21 protein-coding genes are annotated in these 18,992 nt (G+C 34.8%); 20 read left to right on the top strand and 1 reads right to left on the bottom strand.

All coding sequences use genetic code 11. The features are described 5' to 3' along the window. The first annotated feature begins 56 nt into the window (after window positions 1–56). Window positions 57–818, top strand: a complete 762-nt coding sequence (locus BMX64_RS04010) for a GLPGLI family protein (RefSeq protein WP_091166441.1) — start codon at window positions 57–59, stop codon at window positions 816–818. Window positions 819–923: 105 nt separating this feature from the next. Here BMX64_RS04010 and BMX64_RS04005 read toward each other — a convergent pair whose 3' ends face one another. After that, complete coding sequence (locus BMX64_RS04005; RefSeq protein ID WP_091166440.1) at window positions 924–1,976, bottom strand: ferredoxin--NADP reductase; 1,053 nt, start codon at window positions 1,974–1,976, stop codon at window positions 924–926. A 150-nt stretch (window positions 1,977–2,126) separates the two neighbouring features. Here BMX64_RS04005 and BMX64_RS04000 point away from each other — a divergent pair, with 150 nt between their 5' ends. The 19 genes from BMX64_RS04000 (at window position 2,127) to BMX64_RS03910 (ending at window position 18,966) form a co-directional block, all read left to right on the top strand. After that, on the top strand, window positions 2,127–2,468 hold the full coding sequence (locus BMX64_RS04000) for a PadR family transcriptional regulator (RefSeq protein ID WP_091166558.1): 342 nt from the start codon (window positions 2,127–2,129) through the stop codon (window positions 2,466–2,468). Between the two features lie 10 nt (window positions 2,469–2,478). Beyond that, window positions 2,479–3,159, top strand: coding sequence for a hypothetical protein (locus BMX64_RS03995; protein WP_091166439.1), 681 nt, complete (start codon window positions 2,479–2,481; stop codon window positions 3,157–3,159). Window positions 3,160–3,321: 162 nt separating this feature from the next. Next, window positions 3,322–4,791, top strand: a complete 1,470-nt coding sequence (locus tag BMX64_RS03990) for a DUF5687 family protein (RefSeq protein WP_091166438.1) — start codon at window positions 3,322–3,324, stop codon at window positions 4,789–4,791. Between the two features lie 48 nt (window positions 4,792–4,839). Continuing rightward, window positions 4,840–5,535, top strand: a complete 696-nt coding sequence (locus tag BMX64_RS03985; protein ID WP_091166437.1) for an ABC transporter ATP-binding protein — start codon at window positions 4,840–4,842, stop codon at window positions 5,533–5,535. A 328-nt stretch (window positions 5,536–5,863) separates the two neighbouring features. Next, complete coding sequence (porW, locus tag BMX64_RS03980; protein WP_091166436.1) at window positions 5,864–8,491, top strand: type IX secretion system periplasmic lipoprotein PorW/SprE; 2,628 nt, start codon at window positions 5,864–5,866, stop codon at window positions 8,489–8,491. A gap of 2 nt (window positions 8,492–8,493) precedes the next feature. Beyond that, on the top strand, window positions 8,494–8,892 hold the full coding sequence (locus BMX64_RS03975; protein WP_091166435.1) for a bactofilin family protein: 399 nt from the start codon (window positions 8,494–8,496) through the stop codon (window positions 8,890–8,892). Further along, the gene (locus tag BMX64_RS03970; RefSeq protein ID WP_091166434.1) at window positions 8,870–9,106 is read left to right on the top strand and encodes an AtpZ/AtpI family protein; all 237 of its coding nucleotides are present in this window, start codon (window positions 8,870–8,872) and stop codon (window positions 9,104–9,106) included. The genes BMX64_RS03975 and BMX64_RS03970 overlap by 23 nt, the downstream gene beginning before the upstream one ends. A 17-nt stretch (window positions 9,107–9,123) precedes the next feature. Continuing rightward, window positions 9,124–9,486: a hypothetical protein gene (locus BMX64_RS03965; RefSeq protein ID WP_143056051.1), complete on the top strand. Its 363-nt coding sequence runs from the start codon at window positions 9,124–9,126 to the stop codon at window positions 9,484–9,486. Window positions 9,487–9,617: 131 nt separating this feature from the next. After that, window positions 9,618–10,769, top strand: a complete 1,152-nt coding sequence (gene atpB, locus BMX64_RS03960; protein ID WP_091166432.1) for a F0F1 ATP synthase subunit A — start codon at window positions 9,618–9,620, stop codon at window positions 10,767–10,769. Window positions 10,770–10,810: 41 nt separating this feature from the next. Continuing rightward, window positions 10,811–11,011, top strand: a complete 201-nt coding sequence (atpE, locus tag BMX64_RS03955) for an ATP synthase F0 subunit C (protein ID WP_031453874.1) — start codon at window positions 10,811–10,813, stop codon at window positions 11,009–11,011. A 77-nt stretch (window positions 11,012–11,088) separates the two neighbouring features. Beyond that, on the top strand, window positions 11,089–11,580 hold the full coding sequence (locus BMX64_RS03950; protein WP_091166431.1) for a F0F1 ATP synthase subunit B: 492 nt from the start codon (window positions 11,089–11,091) through the stop codon (window positions 11,578–11,580). 2 nt (window positions 11,581–11,582) lie between these two features. Continuing rightward, complete coding sequence (gene atpH, locus BMX64_RS03945; protein ID WP_091166430.1) at window positions 11,583–12,116, top strand: ATP synthase F1 subunit delta; 534 nt, start codon at window positions 11,583–11,585, stop codon at window positions 12,114–12,116. A 38-nt stretch (window positions 12,117–12,154) separates the two neighbouring features. After that, complete coding sequence (gene atpA, locus BMX64_RS03940; protein ID WP_091166429.1) at window positions 12,155–13,732, top strand: F0F1 ATP synthase subunit alpha; 1,578 nt, start codon at window positions 12,155–12,157, stop codon at window positions 13,730–13,732. Between the two features lie 82 nt (window positions 13,733–13,814). After that, window positions 13,815–14,675: an ATP synthase F1 subunit gamma gene (gene atpG / locus BMX64_RS03935; RefSeq protein ID WP_091166428.1), complete on the top strand. Its 861-nt coding sequence runs from the start codon at window positions 13,815–13,817 to the stop codon at window positions 14,673–14,675. A gap of 90 nt (window positions 14,676–14,765) precedes the next feature. Next, entirely contained in the window at window positions 14,766–15,209 is a 444-nt protein-coding gene (locus BMX64_RS03930) for a GNAT family N-acetyltransferase (protein ID WP_091166427.1), read from the top strand. Between the two features lie 73 nt (window positions 15,210–15,282). Continuing rightward, a complete protein-coding gene (locus BMX64_RS03925) occupies window positions 15,283–15,681 on the top strand; it encodes a hypothetical protein (RefSeq protein ID WP_143056050.1) in 399 nt (132 codons plus the stop codon). Between the two features lie 121 nt (window positions 15,682–15,802). After that, on the top strand, window positions 15,803–17,269 hold the full coding sequence (locus tag BMX64_RS03920) for a lipopolysaccharide biosynthesis protein (protein ID WP_091166425.1): 1,467 nt from the start codon (window positions 15,803–15,805) through the stop codon (window positions 17,267–17,269). Window positions 17,270–17,443: 174 nt separating this feature from the next. Beyond that, complete coding sequence (gene dut, locus BMX64_RS03915) at window positions 17,444–17,878, top strand: dUTP diphosphatase (protein ID WP_091166424.1); 435 nt, start codon at window positions 17,444–17,446, stop codon at window positions 17,876–17,878. Between the two features lie 77 nt (window positions 17,879–17,955). Beyond that, a complete protein-coding gene (locus BMX64_RS03910) occupies window positions 17,956–18,966 on the top strand; it encodes a sugar phosphate nucleotidyltransferase (protein WP_091166423.1) in 1,011 nt (336 codons plus the stop codon). Window positions 18,967–18,992 lie beyond the last annotated feature (26 nt).

Below are 18,992 nucleotides of genomic sequence, written 5' to 3'. Positions count from 1 at the left end.
CAATATTATCGGTCATTAATTACATATGACCGATAAAAAACAATAAATATCAACATATGAAATCAATACTTTTTTTTATTGCAGCACTACTTTTTACAACTACATCAAAAGCACAACAATTTATAGATAAAGCTGTAATTGAATATGAAGTAAATACTAACCTCAAAAAAACGATGAGCAATGACAGCTGGGATGAGATGATGAAAGAGAACCTATCTGACCTAAAAATATCCTATTACACTTATACTTTTGAAGACAATAAAAGTGTATATAAGTTCGACAGATGGAGTCCAAAAACAAGAATACCAAAGCACGAAAAAGATGCAGATGAAGAAAATAACTGGTATTTTGATTTTACAACTGGAAAAATGAATATGCAAAAGCAAATAGTAGGAACTAATTTTGTAATAACAGATAGCATACCAAATATACAATGGAAAATCACAAACGAGCACAGAGAAATAGCAGGTTATAATTGCCGAAAAGCAGTAGGAAAAATATTTGATGATGTATATCTTTTTGCTTTTTACACAGATGACATTACTATTTCTGGCGGTCCATGTAGTGTAAATGGTTTACCGGGTATGATTTTAGGACTTTCAATACCAAGATTATACACGTCATTTATAGCTACCAAAATAGATTTAAAAATCAGTAACGCATCCGACATAAAACCGATTACAGCTAAAAAAACCTATGATTTAAAAGAACTAAAAACATTAATAGAAGAAAAAACAAAAGATTGGTATACGTACGGAGAAGACAAGGAAGAGAATAAAAGACAAAAAAACATGTTCTTGTGGAATGCATTTTTGTAATGCTTTGACTGTAAGTTAAAGGAAGTATGTTTTATAAATAGAAAAAATTCCAAACTCCAGCCTTAAAAGTTGGAATTTGGAATTTTGATATTGGATGTTTACCTCTTAAACATCATCATAATCTACATAGATAGTTTCTGATGTTGGATGCGCTTGACATGTAAGAATAAGTCCATCGGCAATTTCTTTATCGGTAAGGATGGAATTTTTCGTCATTTCGGCAGTTCCGGAGGTAACGCGAGCGAGACAACTGCTGCATATTCCGCCTTGGCAGGAATACGGAGCATCAATACCTTGTTTTAAAGCGGCATCAAGAACGGTTTGTTTTTGTGACATTTCAAAAGTCGTTTCCTCGTCATCCACCATGATGGTGATTTTTGAATGGCCGCCTAACGATTTTTCTATTTTATTTTCTTTGGTTGAAGAAGCAAATAATTCGAATTTAATATTAGATTCTTTTACATTATGTTCCTTCAAAACTCCGGAAACGATATTTATCATTTCTTCTGGTCCACACAAATAGAATTTATCAAATTCTAATGCCGCGTGTTTGTTATTCAAAACAAAATTAACCGTTGATTTCTCAATTCGCCCAAACAAAGCATTTTCTACTTTGGCTTGACTGTACACATAATGAACAAAAAGACGTCCTACATATTGCAATTGCAAATCGTGTAATTCTTGATGAAAAATGGTTTCTTCAGGTGTTCTGTTCCCGTAAACCAATATAAAAGAACTCTTCGGTTCGTTTTTCAATACTGATTTTAAGATAGACATCACAGGTGTGATTCCGCTACCGGCAGCAAAAGCCGCGTAGTTTTTTTGACGGTCCGCTTGCGGTTCAAAAGTGAATTTCCCTTCCGGTTTTCCCACTTCAAGAACATCGCCAGCTTTGAGTTTTGTATTAGCAAATTGAGAGAAAGCACCGTTTGCGACTGCTTTCACCGCAATGCGTAATTCCCCGCTGTCAGGAGCTGAGCATATAGAATACGCACGACGAATTTCTTCACCGTCCAAAGTTAATTTTAGATTGATATATTGACCGGCAACAAAAGTATAATTCGCTTTTAATTCCTCAGGTACGTTAAAAAGTATAGAAACAGCGTCTTTGGTTTCGCGTTTTACTTCTTTTATGATTAATTTCAGAAAGGATGACATGATATTTTTTTTGCAAATATAGTAAACAGAATAGGTTTTTTGAATTCAAAATATTTGAAAATTTTAATACCTAAAACTATTATGTATAAGAATCTTATGTATATTTGTTTTTCAAAATGAGATTGCTTCGTGCCTCGCAATGACAAAAAAATGAAAAACTCACAATTATACAAAGGAAGTCTGAATACGATTATCATGAAATTGCTGGAGGAAAACGGCAAGATGTACGGCTATGAAATTACCCAGAAAGTAAAAGCGATTACGCAAGGCGAACTCAACATCACCGAAGGCGCTTTGTACCCGGCTTTGCACAAGCTGGAAGCTGAAGGTTTGCTGGATGTCGAAATTGAAAAAGTGGATAACCGCATGCGTAAATATTACAAACTGACGGAAACCGGGCAGAAAGAAACCGTAAACCGACTCTCAGAACTCGAAGATTTCATTCGAAACATGCAGAGTTTAGTGAACCCAAGTCCAAAATTAGAATTTTAATTTTTTGAAGATGAAATTAACCAACCAACAAATAGCTCAAATAGAAGAAACCTTAGTTTTAAATGGTCTTGTTTATCAGGATGTCAAATTAGAATTATTAGACCACATTGCCTCAGAAATTGAGGAGAGACTGAGTAATGAAGAAATTTCATTCGACATTGTTTTTGAAGCAGTTTTTGAGAAATGGGAACAATCGCTTGAAATTTCATCTAGCGGTAATTGGTTAGGAGCTTTTTTTAAAGCACCAAGAGTTGTAATTGAAAAATTAGTTACTTATTCTAAAAGACAGACTTTAATTATATTATTGTCAGCTATTGTTTTTGGTTTTGTATTAGTTCTTATTGTTTCAAATATTCAATCACAACAAACTTTTAACAGCCTAAACTTAGGGTTAAAAGGAGCGTATTTGGTATTGGTTTTAGCCACTGTTTTAAGTTTGTTTTTTATATGGTATTCTAAAATAAAAACAACTTATGGGAGGTTGTTTCTTTACAGAGGTTGGCTAGTTTTTTTTTTCCTTTTTCAGTTCAATATCATCAATGAACCACTAAAAAATTTCGATAGTAATAATTCCTTTTTGTTTAATTTTATTACTTGTATTTTATTAGGTTTCCCCTTTACTTATTGTTTTTTTCAATTAATGATGGTTTATGAACACTACAAAATAGTAAAAAAGTTAAAATTAGTGTAATCTTGTTTTCGTACTATTAACCTGTGCACTTTTCATCATTTTTAAAATAATCCCTTCCAAAGCTGAAGCCTATTTAAAACAAACCTACCCGGAATATAAATTAGAAAATTTGTAACGTTTTCTTATTTTGACTACATATTACAAAACCAAAATAACCAAACTATGATTCAAAAATTCCTTTATCTCGAATGGAAAGCATTTTTTAGGTCAGCTTCCTTCGCTACTAATTTGGCTTTGAAAATCCTGATGGGTTTTGTCGCCATTTATTTCATTTTAATTTTCTTAGCAGTAGGAGTTGGGGCCTTTTATATTCTGAAGAAAATGAATCTGGACCCAATTGTTACGGTGAATCAATTCATGATTTATTATGTATTGATGGATTTAATTATCCGATTGATGTTGCAAAAAATCCCGGTGATGAACATTCGCCCCATGTTGATTTTTCCCATAAAAAAATCAACGATTGTTCATTTCTCATTAGGAAAAACGGTTTTGTCCTTCTTTAATTTGGTGCACGCTTTTTTCCTGATTCCGTTTTGTGTTGTTTTAATCATCGAAGGCTATGATATACTTTCCGTAGTGCTTTGGTACACTGCCATCTTTTCATTGCTGTACATCAACAATTTTCTGAATATTCTACTGAGTAACAAGGATAATTTATTCGCCATTTTCTTAGCAATAGCAGCTGTTTTAGGAGGATTACACTACTACGAACTCTTTAATATCACGGAAATTACAGCGCCATTTTTTAATGTTATTTTCAACACGTATTGGGCTTTTGCCATTCCAGTATTAGCATTAATCGCTTTATATTATGTCACGTTCCAGTATTTCAAAAAGAATTTATATCTGGATGCAGGATTGTCTAACAAACACGATGTTGCCAAAACGGAGGAGTTGACTTGGTTAAACCAATTTGGAACCATCGGAACCTTTTTGAAAAATGACATCAAATTAATCAAAAGAAACAAACGATCTAAAACCACTGTTGGATTGAGCGTCATGTTCCTTTTATATGGGCTTCTTTTCTTCACTAGTAGTATTGAAGCTTATAATAATCCTTTAATGCACATTTTGGGCGGGATTATAGTTTCGGGTGGATTCTTAATTACTTTCGGACAATTTGTGCCGAGTTGGGACAGCGCGTATTACCAGCTAATGATGACGCAAAACATTCCGTACAAAGGTTATTTGAGTTCTAAATGGTGGTTGATGGTAATTGCTACAATTGTAACCACAACCATAGCGTCATTCTATCTCTATTTAGGGGTTCATGTTTATTTAACCATTGTCGTGGGTGCGATTTATAATATCGGAGTCAATTCTCATTTGGTTTTATTGGGTGGCGCGTACACTAAAACACCAATCGATTTGAGTTCCGGGAAAGGTGCTTTTGGAGACAAAAAAGCCTTCAATATTAAAACGATGTTGATTTCTATTCCGCAGTTGGCTTTGCCGGTTTTACTGTATTGGCTGGGTTCAAAATATGCGAATCCAAATATAGGCTTAGCGCTGGTAGCAGGTACAGGAGTGATTGGATTTGCCTTCAAAGAGAAAGCATTTTCCGTGATTGAAAAAATCTATAAATCAGAGAAATACGCGACCATTGCGGCGTACAAACAAAAAGGATAATCCAGCGATTAACGAAATCAACAAATAACCGAATAAACTTTTTCAAAAATGATACAAGTAAATAACCTTTCAAAAACATACAACGGAACAACCGTATTAAAAATAGATTCTTTAGAAATAAAAAAAGGCGAAAGCTTTGGATTAGTTGGAAATAATGGTGCTGGGAAAACCACTTTTTTCAGTCTTTTATTGGATTTAATCCAGCCCTCAACAGGAAATATTGTGAATAATGACATTCAGGTAAACACCAGTGAAAACTGGAAACCGTTCACTGCTTCTTTCTTGGACGAAAGTTTCTTAATTGGCTACTTAACGCCCGAAGAATATTTCTATTTCATTGGCGATTTACGCGGACAAAACAAAGCCGATGTCGATGCTTTATTGGCTACACACGAAGAGTTTTTCAACGGAGAAATTCTTAAAAACAAGAAATATCTACGTGATTTATCTAAAGGAAACCAGAAAAAAGTGGGTATCATCGCTACCTTAATTGGGAATCCGGAGGTTATTATTCTGGACGAACCGTTTGCTAATTTAGACCCAACCACACAATTCCGATTAAAAAAAATCATCAAGGATTTAGCCGATAATCCGGAAGTAACCGTCTTGGTTTCCAGCCACGATTTACTGCATACTGTTGAGGTAAGTGACAGGATTGTCGCGCTGCACAAAGGCGAAGTGGTCAAAGACATTCAAACTTCTGAGGAAACCTTAAAGGAACTAGAACTGTTTTTTGCGGTTTAAAATTAACGAATCAGTCCCAGACAAAACTTTTACCGCTAATTCGCTAATTGTATGCTCCAATGAGTTTATTTAATCAGTGAATTGGCGGTTTTATTTTGGCGTAACCCTCCGTCTCGTCCCAAAAGCCGAGACTTCGGGTCGGGCTGTGCGCTGTATCTTTATTTTTCTTAAAGAAAGAAAAATAAAGGATGCCGCTTCCATCCCTTACGCACATCAGGAAAACCCAAATATAACTTCATAATTTTCACGATAGCAAAAAGAAATGTATTTTTACCAGTGCATATACTAAAAAGTATATTTAATAGTTAATTGATAAAAACGTTTTCCATTGAAAATCAATATATTTAAACCGTTATCTTTCTTGTTGTTTTTTGCTTTTTTGGTAGCCTGTTCTACTAAAAGAGACACTTTTATGGCTAGGAATTCGCATGCTTTAAGCACCAAATATAACATTTTATACAATGGGCAAGTAGGCTTGGATAAAGGAGTTCTGGTGGTAAACGCCAATAGCGATGATGATTTCTGGCAACTTTTGCCGGTTGAAAAAATGCAAATTGTAGAAGATTTCACTTCTACAACAAAACCTAAAAATACTGATTTTGAATTGGCAGAAACCAAAGCGACCAAAGCCATTCAAAAACATTCCATGAACATTGGCGGTAAAGAAAAAAACAGCCAAATTGACGAAGCATATCTGATGCTTGGAAAAGCCAGATATTACGACCAACGATTTGTTCCTGCGCTAGATGCATTCAATTATATTCTGTACAAATACCCAAACAGCAGCCGAATTTATGAAGCCAAAATTTGGCGAGAGAAAACCAACATGCGTTTGGGAAATGATGCTTTGGTCATAAAAAATGTCAGTAAATTATTAGAAGATCACGAAGTAAAAAAACAGGTTTTTGCAGATGCAAACGCACTTTTGGCCGCTTCTTTTTTAAACATGGAGGAGAAAGACAGTGCAGTTGCTAAGATAAAACTTGCCATCGAATTCACCAAAGTAAATCAGGAAAGAGCCCGATACCGTTTTGTTCTGGGACAATTGTATCAAGAATTGGGATACAAGGACAGTGCCGTTACTTCCTATCAAGCCGTGATTGACATGAACCGAAAAGCGGAGCGGAAATTTGTGATTCAGGCACATGCCAAAAAAGCGGAGTTGTTTGATTCTCAATCGGGAGATTCAGTTTCTTTTTTAAAAACATTCAATAAACTGATTCAAGACCGGGAAAACCGTCCGTATAAAGATTTGATTTTTCATCAAATGGCGGTATTTCAAGACAAGGAAAACAATCAGAAAACAGCATTGGATTTTTACAATGCATCGTTACGAACCAATTCAAAAGATACGTATTTAGTTGCTTCAAATTATAGAAATATAGGAAATATGTATTTTAGAAATGCGGAATATCCTGCGGCAGCAAAATACTATGACAGTACTTTGGTTAAACTGAATAACAAAACAAGAGAATTTGTAAAAATCCAAAAAATAAGAAGCAACCTTGATGAGGTGATTTTGTATGAAGCGCTGGCAAAGAGAAACGACAGTATTCTAAATGTGGTGGCAATGAACTCAGCGGATCGTATGGCTTATTTTGAAAAGTACATTGTTGCGCTACAAGAAAAAGATGAAATTAAGCGACTTTTAGAGGAGAAAAACAAAGCGAAACAGGAAAATATTGCGAGAAATAACACCGCTTCATCTGCAGCTCCCGCTTCTATTCAAGAATCCGGAAATCCGGCGCGAAAATCACCAATTACTCCACCTGCCATGGCGAGTGTTTCTTCTCAACAAACGGTGAGTGCTTTCTATTTTTATAATCCTACAACTGTAGCTTTTGGGAAATTGGAATTCAAAAAAATATGGGGTGACAGGAATTTAAACGGGAATTGGAGAGTTGCCGCAGGAAATGCAAACGTAACGACTATTGACTCTTTGGATGTGGATAAACAATCGTCTGAAAAGGAAGCGGACTCGAATAAAATAGTAGAGCAATACACCACGGATTATTACCTGAAACAACTTCCAACAGCGCAAATAGAATTGGACAGTATCCGTAAAGAACGCAATTTTGCATACTATCAACTGGGCATTATTTATAAGGAAAAATTCAAAGAAAACAATCTGGCAATCAATAAACTGGAACAATTATTACAACAGGATCCTGAAGAAAAACTGGTTCTTCCTGCAATGTATAACTTGTATAAATTATACCAGATAACTGATTTGAATAAAGCTGAAACAATGCAAAAAAAGATCTCGGCTCAATTTCCGGATTCTCGTTATGCACAAATAATTAATAACACTAATCCAGATGCAATTTCTGAAAATGAAACACCGGAAAGTGTCTATAACAAATGGTATAAAGTATTCCAGCAAGAACAATTTGTGATGGTTTTAGAAAATGCAGACGTTTTGATTAATCAATTTTCGGGAGATGAAATTGTATCCAAATTTGAGTTGCTTAAAGCAAATACCATTGGTAAACTGAAAGGAGTAACAGCCTACAAAAATGCATTGCAATTTGTGGCGGATAATTATCCAAATAGCGAAGAAGGGAAAAACGCAGTGCAAATTTTGAGAGATCAAATTCCTTTTTTAGAGAAAATGGATTTCAATACAGTGGAGACCAATAATTGGAAAATTCTATATAAAGTAGGCAAAAAGGAAGATAAGGATACAAAAGCTTTGGAAGAAAAAATAAAGAAGTTTTTCAAAGAAAACAACTTTCAGGAGTTATCGTACTCCTACGACTTTTATAATGAGAAAGAAAGTTTTATTACTATTCATGGTCTAAATTCAGCAGTCTTTGCAAATAATATTGTTGCAAAGATTCAATTAGATAAGTCTGCGGAAAGCAAACAGACCTCAATTGTGGTATCTAATCAAAACTACAAAGTAATTCAGATCAAGAAAAACCTTGACGCATACTTAGCATTAAAAAGACAATAATTATGTTTGATAAAAAACAAAAATCATATACCGATCTTTTGGGGAAGACCAATAGAATCGTTGAAGGAACAATTATTAAAGGCGATATAATTTCACAAGCTGATTTCAGACTGGATGGAAATTTGATTGGGAATTTTCAGTCTGGCGGAAAAATTGTTATAGGACCTGCGGGAAGTGTCACCGGAGATATTATATGTAAGAATGCTGATATTGAAGGAAAGCTTGACGGTAAAATTCAAGTTACAGAAGTCCTGAATGTAAAAGCAAAAGCCAGTATTCATGGGGAAGTTACGGTAGGCAAATTATCAGTAGAGCCAGGTGCTGATTTTAGTGCATCATGTATCATGAAGACAATTACAAAAAATCTAATGCTAAACGATGGACAACAAAAAACTAAATAAAAACAATTTCAATAAGTGGTTGGTATTTATGGGGATTCCGTTTCAAATGGGAATTGTCATTTTCGCATTTACTTATTTTGGGATGTGGCTGGATGAAAAATATTCTGATGAATCGTCATCACTTTACACCATTATTTTATCACTATTATCGGTTTTTATAGCACTCTATAACGTAATTCGCCAAGTTAAAAATATTAATAAAAATAACGAATGATCAAATTTTTATCTTTTTTGAAGTATCTAATACCTTTTACATTGCTCTTATTTGCTGCACAATATTATGGCACTGCGGCAATCAGTCAAGATCATGATTTCTTTTATGCTACTTGGAGTATTTATCTTTTCCTGTTTGTTTCCACACTTTTAATCTATTTGCTGTTGCTTTTTGTAAACTCAAATTTCCCGGATTTTACCGGTTTTGCTTTTCTGGGCACCACTTTTGTGAAAATGATGGCGGCTGTCGTTTTTTTGATTCCGTTGATACAATCAGAAGGTAGAGAAACTAATTTGGATATAGCAGCTTTTTTCATCCCTTATTTCCTATTTTTGCTTTTTGAAACAATTTTTTCGATACGATTAATAAATAAAAGATAAGTTGCTTGAAAATAATGCAATACGATTGTAAAATTCATTTTTTAAAATCATCATTATAATTTTCAATTTTCAATTAAATATGTACCTTTGCAAAAAATTTTAAAAACGTAAAATCAGATACACAATTAATAATGGTAATTTCTAAAAAATCACTTCAATTCCTGTTAGTTACTTTTCTAGCGTGTATGCCGTTGGTTACTTTCGCAAATCCAACAGCGGATAGTCTTCAAAATCACACTGAAAATGCTGCTCCTGTTGCAGAAGCGCACGGAGAAACAGGTCATTCTGCTGAAAAAGAATTCAATGCTACGGAATTGATTAATGATCACATTGGAGATTCTCATGAATTTCACATTGCGGATTATGATGGTCATCCTATTACGTTTTATCTTCCTGTAATATTGTGGACAAACAACGGATTGGAAATGTTCTCTTCTGAACAATTTCACCATGATAATGAAGGACACCATATTATTGATGTGAACGGTCAGAAATTAGTTCGTTTCAATGAGGTTATCTTTTATGCGGATAAATTTGAAACCTTAACAGAAGACCAAAGAAAAAACGGTGCTTTCGCGTTTGACGCCAGACCACTTGATTTTTCAATCACTAAGAATGTTTTCTCGATGTTGATGTCAGCTCTTGTATTGTTCTTTTTGTTTCTTGCGGTAGCTCGTTCTTATAACAAAAATAAATTAGCGCCAAAAGGAATCGCTGGATTTCTAGAGCCATTAGTGATTTTCGTTAGAGATGAAATCGCGATACCTAATATTGGAACAAAAAAATATGCAAAATACATGCCGTATTTACTGACTATATTTTTCTTTATCTGGATTAACAACCTTATTGGATTGATTCCTTTTTTTCCTTTCAGTTCAAACCTTACCGGAAATATCTTCTTTACATTTGTACTAGCATTGATTACTTTTATTGTAACCTCTTTCAGTGCCAACAAAGATTATTGGAAACATATTTTTATGCCTCCAGTTCCTAAGGCATTATATCCTATTATGATTCCTGTAGAAATTATCGGAATGTTGACAAAACCTTTTGCATTAATGATTCGTTTATTCGCAAACATTACTGCAGGACATATTATCATCTTGAGTTTAGTCTCATTGATTTTTATATTCAAAACAGTAGCCGTTGCGCCTATTTCTGGAGCTTTCGTATTGTTTATGAGTGTACTTGAAATGTTGGTTGCGGCGTTGCAGGCTTATGTCTTCACGTTATTGACAGCATTATTTATTGGTCAGGCCGTAGCAGAGCACGATCATCATTAAAATGTGTTTTATTAATTATTAACTATATTAAATTTAGTATTATGGTATTAGCTGGAATCGGAGCTGGATTAGCTGTTATTGGTGCAGGTCTAGGTATTGGAAAAATTGGTGGTTCTGCAATGGACGCTATTGCTCGTCAACCTGAGGCTGCTGGAAAAATCCAGACTGCTATGATTATTGCTGCTGCACTTATTGAAGGTGTTGCACTTTTCGCAGTAGTTGTTGCGTTAATCGCAAAATAATTAAAGCTTAAAACTTCCTGATACGGTTGGTATCAGGGAGTTTTTATTTCTAAAACAAACTTTTTAAATATAAAAATATGAATTTAACAGCACCAGAGAGTTTAATTTTTTGGACCTCGATCATCTTTATAGTTTTCTTTATCCTTTTAAGAAAATTCGCTTGGAAACCAATTCTTGGCGCAGTAAAAGGTAGAGAAGATTCAATCAATGAAGCGTTATCTTCAGCAGAAACTGCTCGTAGAGAAATGCAAAATCTTACTGCCGAAAACGAACGTATTCTTCAGGAAGCAAGATTAGAACGTGACTCTTTATTGAAAGAAGCGCGTGAAATGAGAGAAAAAATGATCGCTGATTCTAAAGCTGATGCACAAGCAGAAGGCGCAAGAATGATAGAGCAAGCTAAAACAGCTATCTTAGCAGAAAAAAATGCGGCTATGGCTGAATTGAAATCACAAGTTTCATCGTTGTCATTGAGTATTGCTGAAAAAGTATTGAAAGATGAATTATCTAACAAAGAAGCTCAAACAAAATTGATTGAGAATATGTTAGGTGACGTTAAATTGAACTAATTATGGCAAGTACAAGAGCAGCAATTCGTTATGCAAAAGCAATTTTGGACTTAGCAAACTCAAAAGGTGTTGCCGAAGCAGTAAGCAGTGATATGAAAACTATTGCTACCACTATTAATGGAAATTTAGAATTGAGTACTTTTATTCAAAACCCTACCATTAAAGTAGCAGTGAAAGAAAATGCATTGTTAGAAGTTTTTGCAGGTATCAATGGCGTAACTCAAGGGTTATTTCATTTATTATTTGAAAACAAAAGATTCGAAATATTAGGAGCAATTGCTGCTGAATATGGTAAATTATCTGACTTAGCAAATGGTATTGAGTTGGCACAAGTGACTACAGCTGTTCCTATGGATGCGGTTTTAGAAGCTAAAGTTTTAGCAAAAATAGCAACGCTTTCAGATAAAAAAATCACATTAGAAAACATAGTAAATCCTGCAATCATTGGAGGTTTTATTTTGAGAATTGGAGATAAGCAATATAATGCTTCAGTTTCCAATAGATTACAAGTATTAAAAAGAGAGTTAAGTAATTAGTTTTATTACACATTTAAGTGTCTAAATTATAAATTAAGATGGCGGAAATCAAACCTGCTGAAATTTCAGCAATATTAAGAAAGCAAGTAGAAGGTTTTGAATCTGGTGCTACACTAGAAGAAGTAGGAACAGTGCTTCAAGTTGGAGATGGTATTGCTCGTGTTTACGGGCTATCAAATGTTCAATACGGGGAACTAGTGGAATTTGACAATGGATTAGAAGCTATTGTTTTGAACCTTGAAGAAGACAATGTGGGTGTGGTACTTTTAGGACCGTCTACAGGAATCAAAGAAGGTTCAACTGCAAAAAGAACACAACGTATCGCTTCTCTTAAAGTAGGAGAACAAATGGTAGGACGTGTAGTAAACACACTTGGTTTTCCAATTGATGGAAAAGGACCAATTGGAGGTACTTTGTACGAAATGCCTTTAGAAAGAAAAGCTCCTGGAGTTATCTTCCGTCAACCAGTTACTGAGCCATTACAAACAGGTATCAAAGCAGTAGATGCTATGATTCCAGTTGGTCGTGGACAACGTGAATTGGTTATTGGTGACCGTCAAACAGGTAAATCAACTGTTTGTATTGACACTATCTTAAATCAAAAAGAATTTTATGATGCTGGGAAACCAGTATTCTGTATATATGTTGCAATTGGACAAAAAGCGTCAACTGTAGCAGGAATTGCTAAAATGTTAGAAGAAAAAGGAGCAATGGCGTATACCATTATTGTTGCTGCTAATGCTTCTGATCCAGCTCCGATGCAAGTGTATGCTCCTTTCGCAGGTGCTGCAATTGGAGAATATTTTAGAGATTCAGGTCGTCCGGCTTTAATTGTTTATGATGATTTATCTAAACAAGCTGTTGCATACCGTGAGGTTTCTCTTTTATTAAGAAGACCACCGGGACGTGAAGCATATCCTGGAGACGTTTTCTACTTACACAGTAGATTATTAGAACGTGCGTGTAAAGTAATTGCAGATGATGGAATTGCTAAAAACATGAACGATTTACCAGATTCATTGAAACCAATTGTAAAAGGTGGTGGTTCTCTTACTGCTTTGCCAATTATTGAGACTCAAGCTGGTGACGTTTCTGCATACATCCCAACAAACGTAATTTCGATTACAGATGGTCAAATTTTCTTGGATGGAGATTTGTTTAACTCTGGGGTACGTCCAGCAATTAACGTAGGTATTTCGGTATCTCGTGTTGGAGGAAATGCACAAATTAAATCAATGAAAAAAGTAGCAGGTACTTTGAAACTAGATCAAGCACAATTCCGTGAATTGGAAGCGTTTGCTAAATTTGGTTCTGATTTAGATGCAGTTACTTTAAACGTAATTGAAAAAGGAAAAAGAAACGTTGAAATCTTAAAACAAGGTTTGAACGATCCGTATACTGTTGAAGACCAAGTTGCAATTATCTATGCTGGTTCTAAAAACTTATTGAGAAATGTTCCTGTGAACAAAGTGAGAGAATTTGAGAAAGATTTCTTGGAATTCTTGAACAATAAACACAGAGCAACTCTTGATGCTTTGAAAGCAGGAAAATTAACAGACGAAATTACAGATGTAATTGAAACTGTAGCAAAAGAATTATCAGCAAAATATAACTAATTAGGTTTCTAGGTTTTGGGTGTTAGGTTTTAGATTTTTCTAAATCCAGCACCTAAAACCAACAACCCAATACCCACATAAAATGGCAAATTTAAAGGAAATCCGTAATAGAATTACTTCCGTTTCATCTACGATGCAAATTACATCAGCGATGAAAATGGTTTCTGCAGCAAAGCTAAAGAAAGCACAAGATGCAATCACAGCAATGCGCCCTTATGCCGAAAAATTAACGGAATTATTGCAAAATCTTTCTGCTACACTGGAAGGTGACGCTGGCGGAGAGTTTACAACGCAACGCGAAATCAAGAAAGTATTACTTGTTGTAGTAACTTCTAACAGAGGTTTAGCGGGTGCTTTTAATACTAATGCAATTAAAGAAGCTAAAAATCGTGCTGAATTTTACGCAGGTAAACAAGTGGATATTTTTGCCATAGGAAAAAAAGGAAATGATGTTTTAAGTAAAACATTGTCGGTTGTAGATAATCAAAGCGCTGTTTTTGATGCATTGACTTTTGATAATGTTGCTAAAATTGCTGATATTTTAACAGAGAAATTCGTTTCTGGTGAATATGATAAAATTGAGTTGATTTACAACCAATTTAAAAATGCTGCTACACAAATCGTTCAAACCGAACAATTTTTGCCATTAGCACCCTTAAAATCGGATCTTACTGTTACACCAGGAGATTATATTTTTGAACCTTCAAAAGAAGAAATCGTGTTGACTTTGATTCCAAAATCGTTGAAAACACAATTGTATAAAGGAATTCGTGATTCATTTGCTTCAGAACACGGAGCGCGTATGACTGCCATGCACAAAGCAACTGATAATGCAACGGAATTGAGAAATCAATTGAAATTGACGTACAATAAAGCACGTCAGGCTTCTATTACTAATGAAATTTTAGAGATTGTTGGTGGAGCAGAAGCATTGAATGGGTAATAAATTATTGATTCAAAATATATTGTAAGAGCCAACATCTGTTGGCTCTTTTTTTGTTTAATTTTATAGTTTAAAATAATACTAGGAAGAATGAAATTAGAAATTAGAGAACTGACTTCGGTAGATGAGATGCTTAGCAACATTGATGTGATGCGATTTTTATATCCCACCTTTACAGTAGAAAAATACAAATCATATCTGGTCGAAATGATTCCGCATAATTATAAACAGGTAGCCGTTTTTGAAAATGAAGTTTGTGTGGCGGTTTCCGGATTTTGGTCGGGAACAAAACTTTGGTCGGGAAAATACATCGAGATTGATAATTTTATTGTTCACCCGGATCACCGTTCCAAAGGTTTGGGTAAAATGATGACGGATTATGTTGATGTTTTGGCCAAAGAAACGGGCTGTACCATGATAGTTTTAGATGCTTTTACCGGAAATTTCACCGCACATCGCTTTTATTACAACCAAGGGTATGTGCCAAAAGGATTTCACTTTCTTAAGATTTTGAATGAAGAAGGATTAAGTTAAATTGAGAATTATGAAAGGATATAAAATAATTGGTCTCTTATTTATTACTGCAATCAGCCTAACTTTCTGTGCTATGAAACAAGAATTTCAAACGGAATTTCCTCAAGAAATACAGTCGGTTTTTTATCATAAAGAGAAAAACGGTATGGAAAGCAGCGTAATCAATTTTTATATCGAATTCAAAAATCCGCTGTCAGCAAATATAAAACTGGAAAAAATCTATTTTCACAATCAAGAATCTCCGGTTCAAGAAATTACACCAAAAGACTTTAAATCTTCTTTTTTGCAAAGCAATAAAGAGGAAGATTTCATTATGGATAGTAATCCTGCCAAAGAATATGGCAATAAAACACCAGTAATTCTAAAATCTAAATTCGATTTAAAACTCAACGAAGCAGTTTTGGAATATAAGCAAGATAATAAAACCCAATTTTTTAAAATAACCAATCTCAAAGAAAAGCCATTGCGATAATTTTTTGTAAATGGAATGCTTTTGTTGCTGATAGATCTGTTTCAAAACAAACATTCACATTGTCGTATTAAACCAAAGAATTAGTTATTTTTGTTTCCTTAATTTTAATAAATACACCATTTTGGGATTATATAAAAACCTTTTTAAACAGACTGCCATTTACGGATTAGCAACGGTTGTGCCGCGAATGTTCAGTTTTTTATTGGTGCCATTATACACGGATTTACTCCCAAAAGCAGAATACGGAAAGGTTTCCATCATTTTTGCCGGAATGATTTTTTTCAACGTCATTCTTTCTTACGGAATGGAAACCGCGTTTTTTAGGTTTTACAATAAAGAAACCAACAAGAATTCAGTAGTTGAAACTACGTCCGTTTCCATTTTTTGGACTTCCATAGCGTTTTTATTCATAGCCTTATTATTCCGAAATACAATATCGAGTTGGGCTGAAATAGACGAACAATACATTAGTTACACGATTTGGATTTTAGTACTTGACGCTTTGGTGATTGTTCCATTCTCTAAATTAAGAGTCAATCAGCAACCCGTAAAATACGCGATAATCAAAATAGGAAATGTAGCCGTCAATCTGTTTTTGAACCTTTTCTTTTTAAGTTATTTACCCGCTATTGCAGAATCAAATCCAGACAGTGTTTTACGCTCTTTATATCTGGAAGATTTTCAGATAGGCTATATTTTTGTGTCCAATATTGTTGCCAGCTTACTTACCTTCATACTGCTGTCACCTAATTATTTCAAATTGAAATGGCATTTTGATTACAAATTATGGAAACGAATGATGCAGTACGGCATGCCTATTATGGTGGCCGGAATAGCATTTGCCATCAATGAACAATTCGACAAAATACTTTTGGGTTATTTATTGCCACCTGATATTGCCGCCGCCGAAGTAGGAGTGTATTCCGCCTGTTACAAGCTCGGTTTGTTCATGGTTTTGTATCGTACCGCCTATACATTGGGAATCGAGCCTTTCTTTTTTAGCCACTCGGATAGTCAGGATGCACCACAAACGTATGCTACAATTACCAAATATTTTGTCATTTTTGGGTCTTTCATATTACTGTCTGTTATCGTTTTTGCGGATATTCTAAAAGTTATTATGATTCAGGATGAGTCTTATTGGGAAGCGATGAAAGTGGTTCCATTAATCATTCTGGCCAACTTTTTCTTAGGAATTTATACTAATCTTTCCGTTTGGTACAAACTAATTGACAAAACTCATATTGGTGCCTATATTTCAATTGTGGGAGCTGTAATCACACTGGTGTTAAATTACCTGCTGATCCCTACAATGAGTTATTACGGCTCGGCAATTGCCACCATTGCTGCGTACGGAAGCATGATGACCATTTCGTATTATTTTGGGAATAAATATTATCCTATTCCGTATGATACCAATAAAATATTCATGTATCTATTGATTTCAGTAGGATTTTCGGCAGTTTCCTTTTATGGTTTCAGAGAGAATTATTATGTAGGAATCACGTTATTACTGGTGTTTATGTATTTTATATATCACAATGAAAAAGAATTATTAATCAAAATGTTGAACCGAAAAAAGAATTAGAATCTAGTTTTTAGGAGCTATTTCCTGCTTTTTGCTATATCTTTTCTTTTTTAAAGAAAAAAAGAAAAGGATGCCGCTTCAATCAGGGCTAAAAAAATCGAAAACAATACAAAAAATATATATGAGCAAGTGGCGACTTGTCCCTCCTGCATTACTATTTTTAAATAAAAAACAATGACAATAAACATAATCAACAAATCACAACATGCCTTGCCTAACTATGAAACCATAGCCTCGGCAGGAATGGACTTACGAGCCAACTTATCGGAATCCATAACACTAAAACCACTGGAAAGAGCCATCGTAAAAACAGGTCTTTTCATCGAATTACCTATAGGTTACGAAGCACAAGTTCGTCCAAGAAGCGGACTGGCCGCCAAAAACGGAATTACGGTCCTGAATGCTCCCGGAACAGTAGATGCGGATTATCGTGGTGAAATTGGAGTTATTTTAGTAAATTTATCCAATGAAGATTTCGTTATCCAAAACGGAGAACGAATTGCACAACTCATCATCGCAAAACACGAACGTGCGGAGTGGATCGAGGTTCAGGAATTGACAGAGACCTCCAGAGGAGAAGGCGGTTTTGGAAGTACGGGAGTTAAATAAATTAATTTAATAATTCAAAGATTTAATAATTCAAAGATTTTTAATTCTAATTTTTCAATCCTTTAATATAAAAGAACATGAAAATAATTGTGCCAATGGCCGGTCGTGGCTCACGTCTTCGTCCACATACATTAACCATTCCTAAACCATTAATTCCTATCGCCGGAAAACCAATCGTTCATCGTTTGGTGGAAGATATTGCAGGCGTGTTGAATCAAGATATCGAAGAAGTAGCCTTTATTATACACGAAAGTTTTGGCAAAAAAGTAGAAGAAGAACTACTTGCTATTGCACAAAAACTAGGCGCCAAAGGAACTATTTATTACCAAAACGAAGCTTTAGGAACCGGTCACGCGATTATGTGTGCCAAAGATTCTTTGAGCGGACCCGCAGTTATCGCTTATGCCGATACGTTAATTCGGGCGGATTTCGATTTAGACCAAAATGCCGACAGCGTGATTTGGGTAAAACAAGTAGACGAACCAGAAGCTTTTGGTGTCGTAAAATTGAATGAAGCGAATGAAATAGTTGAGCTAGTGGAGAAACCGGCAACTTTTGTATCTGATCTTGCCGTAATTGGAATCTACTATTTTAAAGATGTGACCGTACTGAAAAACGAATTACAATTAGTATTAGACAACAACATTATCCACGGTGGCGAATACCAGATAAATGACGGAATCAAACAGATGATGGCCAAAGGAATGACTTTCGTTCCCGGTAAAGTAGATGAATGGATGGATTGCGGTAACAAAAATGTAACTGTGGAAACGAATTCCAGAATGTTAGGTTTCTTGCATAATGATGGTGAACATCTAGTGGATTTTGATGTCAAATTAGATAATTCGACTATTATTCCGCCTTGTTATATCGGTAAAGATGTAGTTCTGACAAACGCAACTGTTGGTCCAAATGTTTCTTTAGGCGATGGATGTCATGTTTCAAACAGTACGATACAAAACAGTTTGGTACAAACGCATTCTCATATCAAAAATGCGAATTTAGACAATGCGATGATCGGAAATCACGCTAGTTTCGATGGGAATTTCACCAGCATCAGTATCGGAGATTATTCGGTATTGGAATAAATAAAATACAATTCCTGCATCTTTTT

Source organism: Flavobacterium sinopsychrotolerans (genome assembly GCF_900110375.1).
In the GTDB taxonomy this organism is placed as follows: domain Bacteria; phylum Bacteroidota; class Bacteroidia; order Flavobacteriales; family Flavobacteriaceae; genus Flavobacterium; species Flavobacterium sinopsychrotolerans.
The sequence above is the reverse complement of the archived record's forward strand: the minus strand, read 5'-3'. Positions and strand labels throughout refer to the sequence as shown.

Coding starts and splice junctions, on each gene's coding strand:
- atpE (WP_031453874.1), top strand. CDS start 10,811: ATGGTATTAGCTGGAATCGGAGCTGGATTAGCTGTTATTGGTGCAGGT.
- dut (WP_091166424.1), top strand. CDS start 17,444: ATGACAATAAACATAATCAACAAATCACAACATGCCTTGCCTAACTAT.
- BMX64_RS03985 (WP_091166437.1), top strand. CDS start 4,840: ATGATACAAGTAAATAACCTTTCAAAAACATACAACGGAACAACCGTA.
- atpB (WP_091166432.1), top strand. CDS start 9,618: ATGGTAATTTCTAAAAAATCACTTCAATTCCTGTTAGTTACTTTTCTA.
- BMX64_RS03930 (WP_091166427.1), top strand. CDS start 14,766: ATGAAATTAGAAATTAGAGAACTGACTTCGGTAGATGAGATGCTTAGC.
- BMX64_RS03970 (WP_091166434.1), top strand. CDS start 8,870: ATGGACAACAAAAAACTAAATAAAAACAATTTCAATAAGTGGTTGGTA.
- atpA (WP_091166429.1), top strand. CDS start 12,155: ATGGCGGAAATCAAACCTGCTGAAATTTCAGCAATATTAAGAAAGCAA.
- BMX64_RS04005 (WP_091166440.1), bottom strand. CDS start 1,976: ATGTCATCCTTTCTGAAATTAATCATAAAAGAAGTAAAACGCGAAACC.
- BMX64_RS03950 (WP_091166431.1), top strand. CDS start 11,089: ATGAATTTAACAGCACCAGAGAGTTTAATTTTTTGGACCTCGATCATC.
- BMX64_RS04010 (WP_091166441.1), top strand. CDS start 57: ATGAAATCAATACTTTTTTTTATTGCAGCACTACTTTTTACAACTACA.
- BMX64_RS03995 (WP_091166439.1), top strand. CDS start 2,479: ATGAAATTAACCAACCAACAAATAGCTCAAATAGAAGAAACCTTAGTT.
- atpG (WP_091166428.1), top strand. CDS start 13,815: ATGGCAAATTTAAAGGAAATCCGTAATAGAATTACTTCCGTTTCATCT.
- BMX64_RS04000 (WP_091166558.1), top strand. CDS start 2,127: ATGAAAAACTCACAATTATACAAAGGAAGTCTGAATACGATTATCATG.
- atpH (WP_091166430.1), top strand. CDS start 11,583: ATGGCAAGTACAAGAGCAGCAATTCGTTATGCAAAAGCAATTTTGGAC.
- BMX64_RS03910 (WP_091166423.1), top strand. CDS start 17,956: ATGAAAATAATTGTGCCAATGGCCGGTCGTGGCTCACGTCTTCGTCCA.
- BMX64_RS03990 (WP_091166438.1), top strand. CDS start 3,322: ATGATTCAAAAATTCCTTTATCTCGAATGGAAAGCATTTTTTAGGTCA.
- BMX64_RS03925 (WP_143056050.1), top strand. CDS start 15,283: ATGAAACAAGAATTTCAAACGGAATTTCCTCAAGAAATACAGTCGGTT.
- BMX64_RS03975 (WP_091166435.1), top strand. CDS start 8,494: ATGTTTGATAAAAAACAAAAATCATATACCGATCTTTTGGGGAAGACC.